Source organism: Bradyrhizobium sp. LA2.1, from assembly GCF_040547725.1.
In the GTDB taxonomy this organism is placed as follows: Bacteria; Pseudomonadota; Alphaproteobacteria; order Rhizobiales; family Xanthobacteraceae; genus Bradyrhizobium; species Bradyrhizobium barranii.
The window spans coordinates 105,816-121,759 of record NZ_JBEPQI010000029.1 but is presented as its reverse complement, the minus strand read 5'-3'; the positions used below and the strand labels follow the sequence as shown (position 1 = coordinate 121,759).

General features: G+C 64.8%; 15 protein-coding genes. 5 read left to right on the top strand and 10 right to left on the bottom strand.

Annotated features, from left to right (window positions below; all coding sequences use genetic code 11):
* Window positions 1-144: 144 nt before the first annotated feature.
* Complete coding sequence (locus ABIB95_RS39295) at window positions 145-360, bottom strand: hypothetical protein (protein WP_014497480.1); 216 nt, start codon at window positions 358-360, stop codon at window positions 145-147.
* Window positions 361-468: 108 nt separating this feature from the next.
* Here ABIB95_RS39295 and hemE point away from each other — a divergent pair, with 108 nt between their 5' ends.
* Window positions 469-1,503: a uroporphyrinogen decarboxylase gene (hemE, locus tag ABIB95_RS39290; protein ID WP_354247966.1), complete on the top strand. Its 1,035-nt coding sequence runs from the start codon at window positions 469-471 to the stop codon at window positions 1,501-1,503.
* A gap of 118 nt (window positions 1,504-1,621) precedes the next feature.
* On the opposite strand, the gene hemC is transcribed toward hemE, so the two are convergent.
* The 3 genes from hemC to ABIB95_RS39275 are packed head-to-tail and all read right to left on the bottom strand — an operon-like array spanning window position 1,622 to window position 4,895.
* Entirely contained in the window at window positions 1,622-2,602 is a 981-nt protein-coding gene (hemC, locus tag ABIB95_RS39285) for a hydroxymethylbilane synthase (RefSeq protein ID WP_354247962.1), read from the bottom strand.
* 25 nt (window positions 2,603-2,627) lie between these two features.
* Window positions 2,628-4,253: a GMC family oxidoreductase gene (locus ABIB95_RS39280; RefSeq protein ID WP_354247959.1), complete on the bottom strand. Its 1,626-nt coding sequence runs from the start codon at window positions 4,251-4,253 to the stop codon at window positions 2,628-2,630.
* Window positions 4,254-4,304: 51 nt separating this feature from the next.
* Entirely contained in the window at window positions 4,305-4,895 is a 591-nt protein-coding gene (locus tag ABIB95_RS39275) for a TetR/AcrR family transcriptional regulator (RefSeq protein ID WP_354247956.1), read from the bottom strand.
* A gap of 100 nt (window positions 4,896-4,995) precedes the next feature.
* On the opposite strand from ABIB95_RS39275, the gene ABIB95_RS39270 reads away from it, so the two are divergent.
* From ABIB95_RS39270 to ABIB95_RS39260, 3 genes are all read left to right on the top strand, one after another.
* Window positions 4,996-5,361, top strand: coding sequence for a nuclear transport factor 2 family protein (locus tag ABIB95_RS39270; protein ID WP_354247954.1), 366 nt, complete (start codon window positions 4,996-4,998; stop codon window positions 5,359-5,361).
* A 370-nt stretch (window positions 5,362-5,731) separates the two neighbouring features.
* Window positions 5,732-7,693: a putative bifunctional diguanylate cyclase/phosphodiesterase gene (locus ABIB95_RS39265; protein ID WP_354247951.1), complete on the top strand. Its 1,962-nt coding sequence runs from the start codon at window positions 5,732-5,734 to the stop codon at window positions 7,691-7,693.
* 293 nt (window positions 7,694-7,986) lie between these two features.
* A complete protein-coding gene (locus tag ABIB95_RS39260) occupies window positions 7,987-8,136 on the top strand; it encodes a hypothetical protein (RefSeq protein ID WP_166084486.1) in 150 nt (49 codons plus the stop codon).
* A 6-nt stretch (window positions 8,137-8,142) separates the two neighbouring features.
* On the opposite strand, the gene ABIB95_RS39255 is transcribed toward ABIB95_RS39260, so the two are convergent.
* The 5 genes from ABIB95_RS39255 to pgm form a co-directional block, all read right to left on the bottom strand.
* On the bottom strand, window positions 8,143-8,586 hold the full coding sequence (locus tag ABIB95_RS39255; RefSeq protein ID WP_354247949.1) for a DoxX family protein: 444 nt from the start codon (window positions 8,584-8,586) through the stop codon (window positions 8,143-8,145).
* Between the two features lie 240 nt (window positions 8,587-8,826).
* On the bottom strand, window positions 8,827-9,807 hold the full coding sequence (locus ABIB95_RS39250) for a PDR/VanB family oxidoreductase (RefSeq protein ID WP_354247946.1): 981 nt from the start codon (window positions 9,805-9,807) through the stop codon (window positions 8,827-8,829).
* A gap of 10 nt (window positions 9,808-9,817) precedes the next feature.
* Window positions 9,818-10,579: a GntR family transcriptional regulator gene (locus ABIB95_RS39245; protein WP_063979735.1), complete on the bottom strand. Its 762-nt coding sequence runs from the start codon at window positions 10,577-10,579 to the stop codon at window positions 9,818-9,820.
* Between the two features lie 5 nt (window positions 10,580-10,584).
* On the bottom strand, window positions 10,585-11,634 hold the full coding sequence (locus tag ABIB95_RS39240) for an aromatic ring-hydroxylating dioxygenase subunit alpha (protein WP_354247943.1): 1,050 nt from the start codon (window positions 11,632-11,634) through the stop codon (window positions 10,585-10,587).
* A gap of 294 nt (window positions 11,635-11,928) precedes the next feature.
* Window positions 11,929-13,575: a phosphoglucomutase (alpha-D-glucose-1,6-bisphosphate-dependent) gene (gene pgm, locus ABIB95_RS39235; protein ID WP_354247940.1), complete on the bottom strand. Its 1,647-nt coding sequence runs from the start codon at window positions 13,573-13,575 to the stop codon at window positions 11,929-11,931.
* Window positions 13,576-13,721: 146 nt separating this feature from the next.
* Between pgm and ABIB95_RS39230 the strand changes: the two genes are divergently transcribed.
* The gene (locus ABIB95_RS39230) at window positions 13,722-14,864 is read left to right on the top strand and encodes an alpha/beta hydrolase family protein (RefSeq protein ID WP_354247937.1); all 1,143 of its coding nucleotides are present in this window, start codon (window positions 13,722-13,724) and stop codon (window positions 14,862-14,864) included.
* Window positions 14,865-14,898: 34 nt separating this feature from the next.
* Here ABIB95_RS39230 and ABIB95_RS39225 read toward each other — a convergent pair whose 3' ends face one another.
* Window positions 14,899-15,714 carry a response regulator transcription factor gene (locus tag ABIB95_RS39225; RefSeq protein ID WP_063979731.1) on the bottom strand — a complete coding sequence of 272 codons (816 nt, stop codon included), beginning with the start codon at window positions 15,712-15,714 and terminating at the stop codon, window positions 14,899-14,901.
* Window positions 15,715-15,944 lie beyond the last annotated feature (230 nt).

Here is a 15,944-nt window from a genome sequence, read left to right as displayed (position 1 = left end):
TTGAACCCTGAAACGCTTGAGGACATTCGCAGCGTTATGCGGGTTTTCCCGTACTCCTACGGACTGGAGCGTCGCTGGATCGCTAACAATGCGTTAGCGACCCTATCGGAAACCGAGCGCCCCGGCGCTCGCTGAACGTCGGCCTTAGCTGAAGATCGACTTAACCTTGTCCCAGAGCGAGGGACTGTCGGCGTCCGCATCGGCCTTCGACGGTGTCGGCTGCGCAGCGCTGACCGGATCGGACGCAGGGAAACTGTCCTCCAGCCCGGCTTCAAGCTTGGTATGGCGATCGGCGGCCAGCGCCTTGCCAAGATCATCAGCGTGCTTGTCGTGCGGCGCGGGATTGAATGTCTCAGCCATGGAGTCCTCCTCGATTGGGAGGTCAACTCGGTGCATTTGCGCTGGTTCCACTGTTCCGCTCCGGCTTCCGGCAGTGTATCAGGAACCTCAATCTTGATAGGACCGTCCGTGCCCCAGTCTGCGACAAAGCCCTTCATCGACGTGCTCTCCGGCCAGCGCCAGGCTACCCCGCCCATGTGGATGATGCGGCAGGCCGGGCGCTATCTGCCGGAATATCGCGAGGTGCGGGCCAAGGCCGGCGGCTTCCTCGATCTCTGCTTCAACCCGGAGCTTGCCGCCGAAGTGACGCTGCAGCCGATCCGCAGGTTCGGCTTCGATGCAGCGATCATCTTCTCCGACATCCTGGTGATCCCCTATGCGCTCGGCCGTTCCGTGCGGTTCGAGGTTGGCGAGGGTCCGCGGCTGGAGCCGTTGGATGATCCCGCAAAAGTCGCGACACTCGCCGCGCACGCCGACTTCGGCAAGCTCAAGCCGGTGTTCGAGGCGCTCAGAATCGTGCGCGGTGCGCTCGATCCCAAGACCGCACTGATCGGCTTCTGCGGAGCGCCGTGGACGGTGGCGACCTACATGGTCGCAGGCCAGGGCACGCCCGACCAGGCGCCCGCGCGGATGATGGCCTACCGGCATCCGGAGGCGTTTGCGAAAATCATTGACGTGCTCGTGGAGAATTCGATCGAGTATCTGCTGGCACAGCTCGCGGCCGGTGCCGGTGCCTTGCAAATCTTCGACACCTGGGCCGGCGTGCTTCCGCCGGCCGAGTTCGCGCGCTGGTCGGTCGAGCCGACCCGGCGCATCGTCGAAGGCGTGCGCGCAAAAGTGCCCGATGCGAAGATCATCGGTTTTCCGCGCGGCGCCGGCGCGCAATTGCCTGGCTATGTCGAGGCGACCGGCGTGAATGCCGTCAGCATCGACTGGACCGCCGAGCCCGCCTTCATCCGCGAGCGCGTGCAGAGCCGCGTCGCGGTGCAGGGCAATCTCGATCCGCTGGTGCTGATCACGGGCGGCGCGGCGCTCGACCGCGCGGTGGACGACGTGCTGGCGAACTTTGCCCAAGGGCGCTTCATTTTCAATCTCGGTCACGGCATCCAGCCGGAAACGCCGATCGCCCATGTCGAGCAGATGCTGAAGCGCGTGCGGGGCTAAGGCTCCGCGTCGTCATTGCGAGCGCAGCGAAGCAATCCAGAATCTCTCCGCGGTGACAGCCTGGATTGCTTCGCTACGCTCGCAATGGCGGGTGCTGCACGTACTGCGCTCTCAAAATTTAGCGCGGCCGGCTGCGCTCGATGATCTCGGCGGCGCCCTTCGTCAGCAGATCCAGTCCCACCGCACGGCCGAGCTCGCGCGGGCGGTTGGCGGGGCCGGTGTGCGAGGCTTCGATGATGGTGTTGCCGGAGAGGTCGAGCACGGACGCCGTCAGCGACATCTGATCGCCTGCGATGGTCGAAAAACCCGCCACCGGCGAATTGCAATGGCCGTTGAGCACCCACAGCACCTCGCGCTCGGCATCGGCAGAAGCGTGCGCAGAGGGATCGTCGATCGATGCCAGGATCTGCCGCGTCTGCCAGTCCTGAGCCGCGCATTCCACCGCGACGATGCCCTGCCCTGCCGCGGGCAGCATCTCCGCCGCGGAGAATTCATAGGCGATACGGTGCGAGAGGTCGACGCGGTCGAGGCCGGAACGCGCCATGATCAGCGCATCCGCCGGCCCCACCGCGCCACCATCCGGCAACTTCTGCTTCTCGCCATTGTCGAGTTTGCGCACGCGGGTGTCGGCGGCGCCGCGGAAGTGGATCACTTCGACATCGGGAAACAGCCGCCGCGCATAGGCGGCGCGACGCACGGCGTTGGTGCCGATCTTGAAACCCTTGCCGCGGGACTGGCGCAGCGCTTCCAGCGTCACGCCATCGCGCAACACCAGTGCGTCACTCGGGGGATCGCGCGATAGCGTAGCGCCGATGACGAGGCCGGGCGTGTCCTCATTGCCGGGCATGTCCTTCAGCGAATGCATCGCGGCCTGCAATTCGCCGGAGAGCACGGCAGCGCGGATCTGCGCCACGAAGGCGCCGCCCTTGCCGCCATGCGGCAGCAGCTTGCTGGTCTGGTCGAGATCGCCCGTGGTGTCGAACTTGACGATCTCGACATCGAGATCGGGTATGGCGGCGGTCAGGCGGCGCGCAATCTCTTCCGTCTGTGCCAGCGCCATCGCGCTCTTGCGTGTGCCGATCTTGAATCGCGTAGCCAAGTCCTAATCCTTTCAACGCGCGAATTTAGCGCGCGTCCTCCAATATCATGTCGGAGGCCTTTTCGGCGATCATGATGATCGGCGCGTTGGTATTCCCCGACACGAGGTCCGGCATGATCGAACCGTCGACGATGCGAAGGCCTTCGAGCCCCCTCACCTTCAGCCGCTGGTCCACCACCGCCAGCGCGTCATTGCCCATACGACAGGTCGAGGTCGGATGGTAGATGGTGCTGCCGCGCTCGCGGCAATAATCGAGCAGCTCTCCATCCGTGGATACCTTCGCGCCGGGATCGTACTCGCTGACCACGAACGGCTTCAGCGCCGGCGCATTCAGGATCTTGCGCAGGATCTTCAGGCCTTCGACATTGGTGGTGCGGTCGGTCTCGGTCGACATGTAGTTGACGCGGATCTCCGGCGGCACGGTCGGGTCCGCACTTTTGATGCGCAAGGTCCCGCGGCTTTCGGGCCGGAGCTGGCACACCGACGCCGTGAACCCGGAAAAATCATGCAGCTTCTCCCCCATCTTGTCGGTCGAGAACGGCAGGAAATGCACCTGGATGTCGGGCGAGGCCAGACGCGGACTGGTCTTGAAGAACGCGCCCGCGGTGCCGGCCGCGATGGTCAGCCAGCCCTTCCGGAACAGCGCATAGCGCGCGCCGGCCAGCGTGCGGCGGAACGGATTATTGACGGTGTCGTTGAGCGTGATCTTCTGCGAGCAGCGCATCACGATGCGGACCTGCATGTGGTCCTGGAGATCGTGGCCGACGCCCGGCGCGTCCAGCACGACATCGATGCCGTGCTTGCGCAAGAGATCGGCAGGGCCGACGCCGGAGAGCTGAAGGAGCTGCGGCGAGTTGTAGGCGCCGCTCGACAGCACGACCTCCTTGCGCGCGCGGGCCCGGCGCACGGTTGTGCCTTGCCGATATTCGACGCCGACCGCGCGGCGTCCCTCGAACAGCACGCGCTGGCCGAGCGCCTCGGTCTCGACCTTGAGATTGCTGCGCGTCTTCGCGGGTCCAAGATAGGCCACCGCCGTCGAGGCACGGCGGCCGTTGCGCGTCGTGGTCTGGAACAGGCCGACGCCCTCCTGCGTGGCGCCGTTGAAATCGGGATTGTAGGGCAGACCGGTCTCGACCGCGGCTTCCATGAAGGCCTTCGACAGCGGATCGGTCACGACCATGTTGGACACCGGCAGCGGGCCGCCGCTGCCGTGATATTGATCGGCGCCGCGCGCCTGGTTCTCGGCCTTCTTGAAATAGGGCAGCACGTCGTCATAGCCCCAGCCGGTGTTGCCGTGCTGGCGCCAGCGATCGTAATCCTCGTGCTGGCCGCGGACATAAAGCAGGCCGTTGATCGAGCTCGATCCGCCCAGCGTCTTGCCGCGCGGCTGGAACACCTGGCGCCCCTTCAATTCGGGCTCCGGCTCGGTCTGGTACATCCAGTTGACGGTCTTCTCCTTGAACAGTTTTCCGTAGCCGAGCGGCACGTGGATCCAGATGTTGGAATCCTTAGATCCCGCCTCGAGCAGCAGTACGCTGTGCTTGCCGTTCGCCGAGAGCCTGTTGGCGAGCACGCAGCCGGCAGAGCCGGCGCCGACGATGATGTAGTCGAACTCAGGATCCGACGGCGCGAGGGAAGAATTTGCGTTCATGCGCTACTGTTCTTCTTGTTGGTGGGCGTTTCCGGTTCGTCACTAGCACAATCATGCGCGTAGACGCAGCGCCTCGACCAGTGACTTGAACGCACGGGCATATTCCGCCCCTGCCCTTGCGATATCCGTGCGCCCGGCGCAGGCGACCGCCGCCTCCGTCACCGCGCCGAGCAGCAGCCGCGCCAGCGGCGCGACCGGTTGCTTTGCGATGAGGCCGGCCTCCATCGCCGCCGACAGCGCGCGCGGCATCTTACCGCCAAAATGCTGCGCGTCGATCTCGCGCCAGCGCTCCCAGCCGAGCACGGCGGGGCCGTCGCGCAGGATGATCTGGCCGGTCGGCCCCTTGGCGGTCGCCGCAAAGTAATGCTGGGTGCCGGCGACCATCGCGGCGAGGACGTCCTTCTCGGCGCGCGCGGTGCGGTCGATCTCGGCGACGAGATCGCGCGAGACAGCATCGAACACCGCTTCGAACACCGCCTCCTTGGTCTTGAAGTGATGATAGACCGCGCCCTTGGCGACGCCCGCGGCCGCCGCGATGTCGTCCATGGTGGTCGCGGCAAAGCCCTGCGTCCCGAACAGGCGGCGCGCCGCCGTCAGGATCGCCTCCGATGTCGCCGCCCGCCGCTCCGCCTGCTTTGCCATGGCTCCCGTCTAGTCCAATTCGTCGCACCCGGCCAGTTGACTTTTCGACTACCGGTCAGTATTTACCGACCATCAGTCGGTTTTAATCGTGAGGTGCGCCATGCCGAGCCGTGACGTCGTCGAAGCTTTTGCGAAGCGATTGGAGGATGGGGAGTTTGTCGAAGCGATCGAGCAGTACTACACGTCCGATGCCGCGACCTATGAGAACAACGCCGCCCCGACAGTCGGCCGCGACAAGCTCGTCGCCAAGGAGCGCGGCGTGCTCGCGGCCTCCAGGGAGGTCAAGGCCGTCCGCATCGGGCCGAGCCTGATCGACGGCGATCACGTCGCGACACGCTGGCGGTTCAGCTTCACCAATGCCGAAGGCGTCGTCCGAACGCTGGATGAGATCGCGTGGCAGACCTGGCAGGGCGATCAGCTGATCGAAGAACGGTTCTATTATGATCCGAAGCAGCTCGGGCGGTGACGTTCGGCACATTTGGCAACAGAGCGGGCTGGCAGCCTCCTCGCGGCCATCCTTCGAGACGCCCGCCCTCAGCGGGCTCCTCAGGATGAGGTCTGCTCCGCGGCAACATCTTACACCCTCATGGTGAGGAGCGCCGCCTTGCGGCGCGTCTCGAACCATGAAGGCCGAGCGCGTTCTGCGATCGGCCCACTGTTACAACCGTAACGCGGGGCGCCGCATTTGTATCGATTTGTTATCGATACCCTCGCTTGAACACGCAGAAGTGGCCATGGCGATCGTGGCCAGCGGGGATAATTCATATTTCGTCAAAGGTTTGCAGCGAATCCTCCTGATCGAGCCGGACAAACGGCCCATGCTGTTAGGCCCTGGAATGCGGACTCAAACGACCAGCTATTTCGCGCGGCTGTTCGCCGGCGATCTGTCGGCCTTTGGCGGTCCTGCAACCGACGAAGCCGTCGCCGGACATATCCGCGCCGATCAGATGTCACTGGTGCTCGGCTACTCCGTCGGCATCATGCTTGCCAATGCCTGCAACGCGGCCGTGCTCGCCATCGCGCTCTGGCATTCGCCGGACTGGAAGTTTGCGTTGGCCTGGGCCGCGATCGTGGCCGGCGCCGCGATTGCGTTCGGCCTGCAATCCCACGCCTCGCGCCGGATCACAAAACCGCAATTCGTTTCGCGCCGGGCCATGCATCGGCTGGTGCGCAACGCCTTCGTGCTCGGCGTTGCCTGGGGCATCGTCCCGGTCGCCTTCTTCGCGAATGCCGCGACCGGCGGCCAGCTCGTGATCACCTGCCTTTGCTCGGGAATGCTGGCCGGCGGCGCGCTGGCCTTCGCCACGATCCCGATTGCGGCCATCGCCTTCACCAGCCCCATCTTCGTCGGCATCGCCATCTGCCTCGGCCGCGACGGCGATCCCGCCTATGTGCTGATGGCCATCCTGGTGGTGGTTTACGGCAGCGTGCTGCTGCGTGCGGTGTTCGTCAATTCATTCGCGTTCGCGCGGCGCGTGATCCGGCAGATCGAGGCCGAGCGCACGGTCCGGCAGGATCCCCTCACGCTGTTGCCCAACCGCTTCGCCTTCAACGAGACGCTCGAAGCCGCGCTGCGGCGGATGGCCCTGTCCGGCGAGGAATTCGCGGTGCTCCTGCTCGACCTCGACCGTTTCAAGGAGGTCAACGACAAGTTCGGCCACCCCGCCGGCGACGAATTCCTGGTCCAGGTCGCAAGCCGGCTACAACGTTGCACGCGCGCGGCCGAGCACGTCGCGCGAATCGGCGGCGACGAGTTCGCGCTGGTGATGGCCAATCTGGCGCGGCCCGAGGATGCGCTCGAGATCGCCGAACGCTTCGTCGCGGCCTTCGACGAACCGTTCCAGATCGAGGGCCGCCAGATCGCCGGCGCGACCAGCGTCGGCATCGTGCTGGCGCCGCGCGACGGCACCACGCAGCTCGACATCATGAAGAATGCCGACGCCGCACTGTATCGCGCCAAGAAGGCAGGTCCCGGCACGGTCTGCTTCTTCGAGGAAGCCGATGACAGGGTGTCACGCGATCGCAAGGCGCTGCAAGCGGACCTCGAAGGCGCCATCGCCAGGGACGAGCTGTTCCTGGTGTTCCAGCCGTTCCTCGATCTCGGCGAGAACCGCATCACCGGCTTCGAGGCGCTGCTGCGCTGGCAGCATCCCCGGCGCGGACTAGTGCCGCCGAGCGAATTCATCCCGATCGCAGAGGAGACCGGGCTGATCCACGAGATCGGCGAATGGGTGATCCGGCGTGCCTGTGCGACGCTTTCGGACTGGCCGGAAGACATCAGGGTCGCCGTGAACTTCTCCGCCGCGCAGTTTCACAGCACCGGCATCCTCCAGACCATCGTGCAGGCGCTCGCGGACGCGAAGGTCGCCCCGCACCGGCTCGAGATCGAGATCACGGAATCGATGCTGCTGTCGAAATACGGCTCCGCGGCGTCAATCCTGAACGCGCTGCTCGAGCTCGGCATCACGGTGGCGCTGGACGATTTCGGCACCGGCTTCTCCTCCCTGACCTATCTGCGCAAGCTGCCGTTCAGCCGTATCAAGATCGACCAGTCCTTCATCCGCGACATGCTGATGCAGCCCGACTGCGCCGCGATCGTGAAGTCGGTGATCTCGCTTGCGCGAGACCTGCGCATCGGCGTGGTTGCGGAAGGCGTCGAGACCGCCGACCAGCTCGAATTTCTGCGCCAGTTCGGTTGCGACGAAGCGCAGGGCTATCTGATCAGCCGGCCGGTGTCGGCCGACGGCGTGCTGGCGCTGCTGGACACGAAGAAGCTGCGGGCGACCTACGCAGCGTAGGGCATATACTCGCAAATGTGAGGAGGTCCGCTTCCAGCGGTGAAGCAGACTCGCGCAAGGCAGAATTTCTTCAAGCCGCCCTTTGCAAATGAATCACTGCCAGGCAGTTCTGCATCCCGCGCCAGTCTTCGCGGTCATAGGGTTGGTCTGCATCCCTGACCTAAGTCTGCCCGCTGTTTTGAGAACGTTTCCGAGTGTTTCGGCGCGCTACCACTCTCAAGACGGCTTGCCGTGTCGGCCCCATTAAGCAACACTTGCCTCATTTCAAAGTAATTATTTTGAGGGGCATCATCATGCCTGAGATATTTGAAGTCGTGCTGTGGTGTGCCGCGCTTGCGACATGGTTGATGCTTCTCTTCGCCCTCGTGAGCAAGACCCTGAAGCAGCTCTCAAAGAGCATCCGCCGCGCGATAGAGGAAGCTTTCAAGCCCGACTTGAAGTGATCTCGGCTACGATGCCCGATCGAAACTGAACCGGCCCGCCCCGGTGACGAAGATCAACATCGCGCCTCCCATGATCGAGACATTCTTCAAGAAGTGGTTGTATTGACCGATCTGCTGCGCACCCGCGGGATACTCCCAGTAGCGGTGCGCAATAGCCGTTGCCGCCAATACGAACACAAATGTCAGAATTGCGCAGTAGCGCGTACCGACGCCCAATATCAAACCGACGGATATCAATACTTCCAGTACGATGTTCGTCATCGTGAACAGCTCAGCTGCTGGAAGGTTCAGGGACCTGAAATAACCCACAGAGCCGCTGAAGTTGGATATTGCTCCATACGCGCTTCCGACGAATACCCACGCGAGGAGAATGCGGCCGATCAAAATCAGCGCGTCAGCTCGCCCTGTGGCGAACGCATCGACTGCCAGCGAGACAGAATTGGATTTCATAGCTGAATCTCCACCCTTGCTGTCCAAGACCGGCTGAACACTTTTATTGCCGAGAGCAAGCCTATCATGATTGGCGGACCGCACGAAGTGCTCTTGCCGGCCCATTGGCGCTGCAAACGAAGCCCGCTTCGTCGCCGCCCTTAGCTGCCTCGCCAGGACGACCTGCGCCCATCCGTTCCCGAGAGGAGAGCCGATGCGCTCAGGCTGATCGCGTTTTCCGAGTACGCCTTCCAGCCCCGGTCAGACCGCGTCCGCCCGCAGCAGCGTGTCCACGGTGATGGTGCCGCGGGCGCGGGAGACGCAGGCGCAGATCTTCTGGTTGCTTTGCTTCTGGTGATCGCTGAAGAAGACGTCGCGATGATCGATCTCGCCGTCGACCTCGACCACGTCGATGGCGCACAGGCCGCATTCGCCGCGCTTGCAATCGTACATCACGTCGTGGCCGCTGGCATTGAGCACATCAAGCATCGAGCGCTCGCGCGGGATTTCGAGCTCGACATCGGTCCCCTTCAGGCGCACGCGAAACGTCTCGGTCGGCAGCGTGCCGCTGGAGCCGAAGGTCTCGTAGCGGAGATCGGGAAGCGGATGGCCGGCGCCGATCCAGGCGTGGCGCGCGGCATCCAACATCCGCATCGGGCCGCAGAACAGCGCCAGCGCACCTTGCGGCAATGATCCGAACAGCGCATCGAGGTCGAGCCGCCGGCCCTCCTCGCTCGCGTGAACGACCAGGCGCTCACCGAGCATTTTGGCGAGATCGTCGAGATAGGCGGCATCGGTGCGCGAGCGCACGGCATAATGCAGCGTGACGTCAGCGCCGCGACGCGCCAGCGCCTGTGCGGCACCAAGGATCGGCGTGATGCCGATGCCGCCGGCGATCAGGCAATAGTTTTCGCGCGTCCAGTCGACCGCGAGCAGCGAAGCCGGCCGGGTGATGTCGAGCCGAGCGCCGGGTGCGAGCTGCCACATATAGCGCGAGCCGCCGCGGGAATCCTCGGCGCGACGCACCGCGATCCTGAAACCGCGCGAGGACGCCTCGCCGACCAGCGAATAGGATCGCGTCTCCGGCAGGCCGTCGATGGTCACGCTGATATTGATGTGGCTGCCGACCGGATAGGCTGTGCCGTCGAACTGATCCGGCAGGATCAGGAATTCGCGGATGCCCGGCGCAAGATCGCGCGTCGCGACCAGCGTTGCCGGAATCCAGGTTTCGATGAAGCGCATGGCGATTGCCCTAGTCGGTTGCGGTCCTGATCAGCGCGAGCGCCGGCAAAAGGTCGAGATGGGTGCGGTTGCGCAGCGCAAGCCGCAAGTTTCGCACCGCGAGCCGCGCGTGCTCGCGCATCACGGCTTCGGCGCGGGCGCCTTCGCGGTTCTCGATGGCGTCGATCACGACGCGATGGTGCTCCTGCCCGATGATCAGAATCTGCTGCGCCTCGGGCAGCGCCGATTGCGCCATCACGAAACCGCTGGGCGAGGCGAACGGCAGCGCCGAAGCGCGGTCGATCTGCCGGATCAGCGGCGGGCTGCGCGACAATTCCGTGAGCAGTGCGTGGAAGCGCGCGTTCAGCGTGACATAGGATGAGAACGCGTCGACCGAGATCGGCACCTGGCGCAGCAATTCGTCAATTGCGGCAAGGCACTCCTTCAGCGGCTCGAGCTCGCGTGCGGAAACGCCGCGCTCGGCTGCGAAGCGCGCGGCGAGCCCTTCGAGCGTGCCACGCAGCTCGATGGAATCGGAGATGTCGCGTTCGGAAAACGCCTTCACCATGAAGCCGCCGGAGGGAATCGCCTCCAGCAGGCCTTCCTCCTCGAGCCGCACCAGCGCCATGCGCACCGGCGTGCGCGAGGCGCCGGTCGTCTCCACCGCCTGGAGCTCGGAGATGCGCTCGCCGGGCCGTAAGCGACCCGACAGGATCTGGTCGCGCAGCGCGAGCTGCGCCTTCACGGTCTGCGAGACGGAGCGGTCGACCTCTCGCTCGGGCGCTGGCTTCACCTGGCCTACTCCGCGGCCTGGAGCTGCTGCGGCGCGCTTTCCTTCGCCACCATCCTATCGATCAGCTTGCGCGTCCACATCGCACCGGCGTCGATGTTGAGGTTGTAGAAGATCCGATCGGGGTTCTCGTCCATGGCGCGCTGCTGCGCCTCGAGGATCAGCTCGTCCTCGTGGAAGATCCCGGAGACACCCTCGCGGATCTCGGTGGTGATGCGCTGCTCGCCGATCTGATAGTTGCGGACGAACGCCCAGAAATAGTGGCAGGTCTTCTCGGTCTCCGGCGTGATGGTGTTGAGCACGAAACCGTTGACGCCCTGCGAGCGGTCGCCTTCCGGCGCGCCCGTGCCTGTCGGCGCCACGCCGACATCGATCGCGATCGTGCACGGGGCTTCGAAGCGGATGATCTGCCAGCGGTCGACGAGGCCGGGCTTGCCGAGCTGCTTGGCCCAGAACGGCGGCGCCTCGATGCCGCGCATCCAGCGCGTCACCGTCACCGTCTTCTCGCCATGGGTGACGTCGAACGGCGCCTCGGCGACCGCGTCGTTCCCAATCGAGGAGCCGTGCACGAAAGTCTCGTGGGTAAGGTCCATGAGATTGTCGAGCACGAGGCGGTAGTCGCAATTGACGCGGATGGTCTTACCGTCGCCGGCCCAGGCCGGATCGTGATTCCAGTGCATGTCCGGCACCAGCGCGGGATCGGCCAGCGCGGGATCGCCCATCCAGAGCCAGATGTAACGATGACGCTCGACCACGGGATAAGCGCGGACGCAGGCCGACGGATTGATGGTCTCCTGCGAGGGCATGAAGGTGCAGCGCCCCTGCGAATTGTATTTCAGGCCGTGATAGCCGCAGACGACGGTGTCGCCTTCCAGCCGGCCCTTGGACAGCGGCACCAGGCGGTGCCAGCAGGCATCCTCCAGCGCGGCCACCGAGCCATCGGCCTTGCGGTACATCACGACATGCTTGCCGCAGATCGTCCGCGGCAACAGCGCCGGCTTAACGTCGGCGTCCCAGGCCGCGGCGTACCAGGCGTTCATCGGGAAGGGTTTTGTCACGGGTCGCTCTCCCAAGGCTTATGGATACGTTATGTATACAATAGCGGAGGGATAGAATCGTTCAAGGCGAAAAATGCCGTAATATAATACCTATATGTGATGTTATGTATACAGGATTAACTCCGCTGTCATTCCCCGCGAAAGCGGGGAATCCAGTACTCCGCGGCAGTCATTGGTCCACGCAGCTCGCGCCGCGGAGTACTGGATCACCCGCTTTCGCGGGTGATGACACCGGCCGATACGGCGCCCCCTCCCTCGGAGCGGGACGGTGCAAACAGCGCGTTGGCCCCGCGGCTACGCCCCGAACACCCTCTTCAACCCCGCCTGGGCCTCTTCCTGAATCCGCTTCAGGTGCTCGGTGCTGCGGAAGCTTTCCGCGTAGATCTTGTAGACGTCCTCGGTCCCTGACGGCCTTGCGGCGAACCAGCCGAAATCGGTCTCGACCTTGATGCCGCCGAACGGCTGGCCGTTGCCCGGCGCCTTGCTCAGGGTGGCGCGCACGGGATCGCCGGCGAGATCCTTCAGGCCGAGCTGCTCGGGCGTGACGGACTTGAGGATGTTCTTCTGGGGCGCGGTGGCGGCGACGTCGATGCGCGCATAGTGCGGCACGCCGAGCTCCGCGGTGAGGTCGTTGAAGAGCTGGCTGGGATCGCGACCGGTCTTGGCCATGATCTCGGCTGCGAGCAGGCCGAGGATGATGCCGTCCTTGTCGGTGGTCCACACCCCGCCGTCGCGGCGCAGGAACGAGGCCCCTGCACTCTCCTCGCCGCCGAAGCCGAAGCCGCCCGTGAGGAGGCCGTCGACGAACCATTTGAAGCCGACCGGCGTTTCGACCAGCCTGCGGCCGAGCTTCTTGGCGACGCGGTCGATGATCGAGCTCGACACCACGGTCTTGCCGATCGCGGCATCCTTGCCCCAGTTCGGGCGGTTCGCGAACAGATAGGAGATCGCGGTCGCAAGGTAATGGTTCGGATTCATCAGGCCGCCGGTGCGCGTCACGATGCCGTGGCGGTCGGCATCGGTGTCGTTGGCAAAGGCGACGTCGAAGCGGTCGCGCATCGCGATCAGGCTCGCCATCGCGTAGGGCGAGGAGCAATCCATGCGGATCTTGCCGTCCCAGTCGACGGTCATGAAGCGGAAGGTCGGATCGATCGCCTCGTTCACGACGGTGGCCTTCAGGCCGTAGCGCTCGATGATCGGATGCCAGTAATGCACGGCGGCGCCGCCGAGCGGATCGATCCCGATATTGATGCCGGCGGATTTGACGAGATCGAGATCGACGACATTGCCGAGATCGGCAACGTAGGGCGTGATGAAGTCGTAGGCGTGCACATTCGCGGATTTGCGCGCCTTGGCGTAGTCGATGCGCTTCACGCCCTTCAGGCCATCGGCGAGATAGGCGTTGGCGCGCTTCTCGATGACGGAGGTCGCGTCAGTGTCGGCCGGGCCGCCATGCGGCGGATTGTATTTGTAGCCGCCGTCCTCGGGGGGATTGTGCGAGGGCGTGACGACGACGCCGTCGGCAAGGCCGCTAGCGCGGCCCTTGTTGTAGGTCAGGATCGCGTGCGAGATGACAGGCGTCGGGCTGTAGCCGCCGTCCTTGTCGATCATGATGTCGACGCCGTTCGCGGCGAACACCTCGACGGCGCTGACCAGCGCCGGCTCGGCCAGCGCATGGGTGTCGATGCCGATGAAGAGCGGGCCGGTCAGGCCCTTTTCTGTTCTGTAGTCACAAATCGCCTGCGTGGTCGCGAGGATGTGGCCCTCGTTGAAGCTGTTCTTGAACGACGTGCCGCGATGGCCGGAGGTTCCGAACGCCACCCGCTGCGCGGGATCGCCGACATCGGGCTTGCCGGCGAAATAGGCCGTCACCAGCCGCGGAACGTTGGTGAGCGCGTCCGGCGAGACCAGCTTGCCCGCCGCGGGATCAACATCAGCCACTGAAATATCCTCGTCCTGTCGTGCAGAGTTTGTGGAGTACCATAGCATCGGCCGGCCCCCCGCCAAGGGCACAACACGGGCGGCGGGCTGGCCGTTCCTGAGATCATGCTATGGTCTTTCAAATCGGGGCTTTTTCGAGTCGGGGCATGACGTTGTTTCACAGGCTCTTGGTTGTTCTGATGGCCTGGCTTGCGACGGCTGGCATCGCGCGCAATGCGATGGCCGCGGAGTTCTACACGGAAGACCTGCGCATCCCGATGACGGAGGCCGGGCCGCAGGGGCTGGAGGCCTTTCTGGTCCGGCCGGCCGGAACGAAGCGCTATCCGCTCGCGCTGCTCAGCCACGGCTCGCCGCGCAGTTTCGACGACCGCGCGACGATGTCGGCGCACAAATATTACGGGATCGCGCTCGAATATGCCCGGCGCGGCTTTGCCGCGCTGATCGTGATGCGGCGCGGCTACGGCACCTCGCCCGGCGGGCGCGTCGACAGCGTCGGCGGCTGCGCCAATGCCGCCTATCTGCCGGCGGCGGCGGTTGCAGTCGCGGATTTGCGCGCCGCGATCGATGCGATGGGGCGCAGGGCCGACGTCACGACATCGGGCATGATCGCGGCCGGCCATTCCGCCGGCGGGCTCGCCACCGTCGCGCTGACGGCGCAGGCGCCGCCGGGTCTGATCGCCGCGATCAGCTTTGCCGGCGGCCGCGGCTCGCGCGATGACGACGACGTCTGCAACGAGGATGGGCTGGTGCAGGCCTTCGCCACGTTCGGCAAAACGTCACGCGTGCCGATGCTGTGGGTCTATGCGGCCAATGATTCGTTCTTCGGTCCCGATCTCGCACGCCGCCTCTATGACGGATTTCGCAGCAATGGCGGTCACGCCAAATTCATTGCGGCGCCGCCTTACGGCGATGACGGCCACTATCTCTATTCGGGGGTGGGCCGCCCGCAATGGACGCCCTATCTCGACGCCTTCCTGCGCGAGCGCGGGCTCGGCCACGACATCCTGAGCCTTCCCGATCCGCTGCCGCCGCCGGGCCAGCTCAACGAGGCCGCGCGCGCCGAATTCTCCCGCTATCTCGCCAGCACCATGCCGCACAAGGCCTTTGCCGTGTCGCCGAACGGCGGTTACGGCTGGCGTTCGGGCCGCACGACCGCCGACGACGCCCGGCGCGATTCGCTTAGCGCCTGCATGAAATGGTCGCCGACCTGCACGCTGTATGCGGTCGATGACCAGCTGGCCGGGGCGGCGCAAAGGACATCGACGGATCAGAGCGCCCGCGCGCGATAGGCGCGAGGGTGATCGGATCTTTCGACGGATGAGGCTAGAGCCGCTCGCTGAGCGCGAGCTTGTAGCCGACGCCGGTGACGGTCGCGATCACGGGCGTGCCGCTGCCGACGAGCTTGCGGCGCAGCCGCGCCACCAGCGCATCCACCGTGCGGATGTCGACCTCGGCCTGGCGGTTGCTGACGACCTCGATCAGATAGTCGCGGCTGAGCGGCCGGCCGTCGGCGCCGACCAGCGCCGCGAGCAGGTCGAACTCGGCGCGCGTCAACGCCACCGGCTTGCCGTCGCTGCCGAGCAGCTCGCGCCGGGTCAGGTCGATGATCCAGTCGCCGAAGGCGATCGAATTGTGATTGCGCGCCGCCTTGCGGTCGATCGAACGCCGCCGCAGCACGCTGCGCGCGCGCGCGAGCAGGTCGCGCAGATTGATCGGCTTGGTGACGTAATGGTCGCCGGCGATCTCGAGGCCGAGGATGCGATCGACGTCGGTGTCGCGGCGCGTCACGAAGATGATGCCCGCGTTACTGGTCGCCTGGATCTCCTTGGCGAGCTCGAAGCCGTCGCCGTCAGGCAACTGCACGTCGAGGAAGACGAGATCCGTGCGCGAGCGCAGCGCCTGGCGGCATTCCGCGCAGGAGCCGGCGCCGACCACGTCGAAATTGTTCTCGCTGAAATAGCCGACCAGCATCGTCCGCGTCACGGGATCGTCTTCGACGACGATCAGCCGTTCGCGGCCGGCAGGCCTTAATTCCTGACGTGCGGAATCAACCACGTTGTTGGATGTCCTGTGTGCTTGTGGCGCGGCTTGAAAGTTCAAGTCGTCGCGCAGCGCACTGTCCTGTGAACGAACATTCACGACTTATTCGAGCCCCCGAAATTTGCCTGCTGGAATACTAGGCGTGTTGTGCTGCCCGAACAATATTGGTCATGGTATTGGCGTATTAAGTATGAATTGCCCCACAATTCTCATCGCGCGCATCATCATGCCGGCGTGGCGCGTGCGAGCGACGACCAGCCCCCTCGACACCGCCGATCCCGTACATTCGGCGTCGGACTCGACCGCTGGTTAACGTAAAGAAAGGCTTC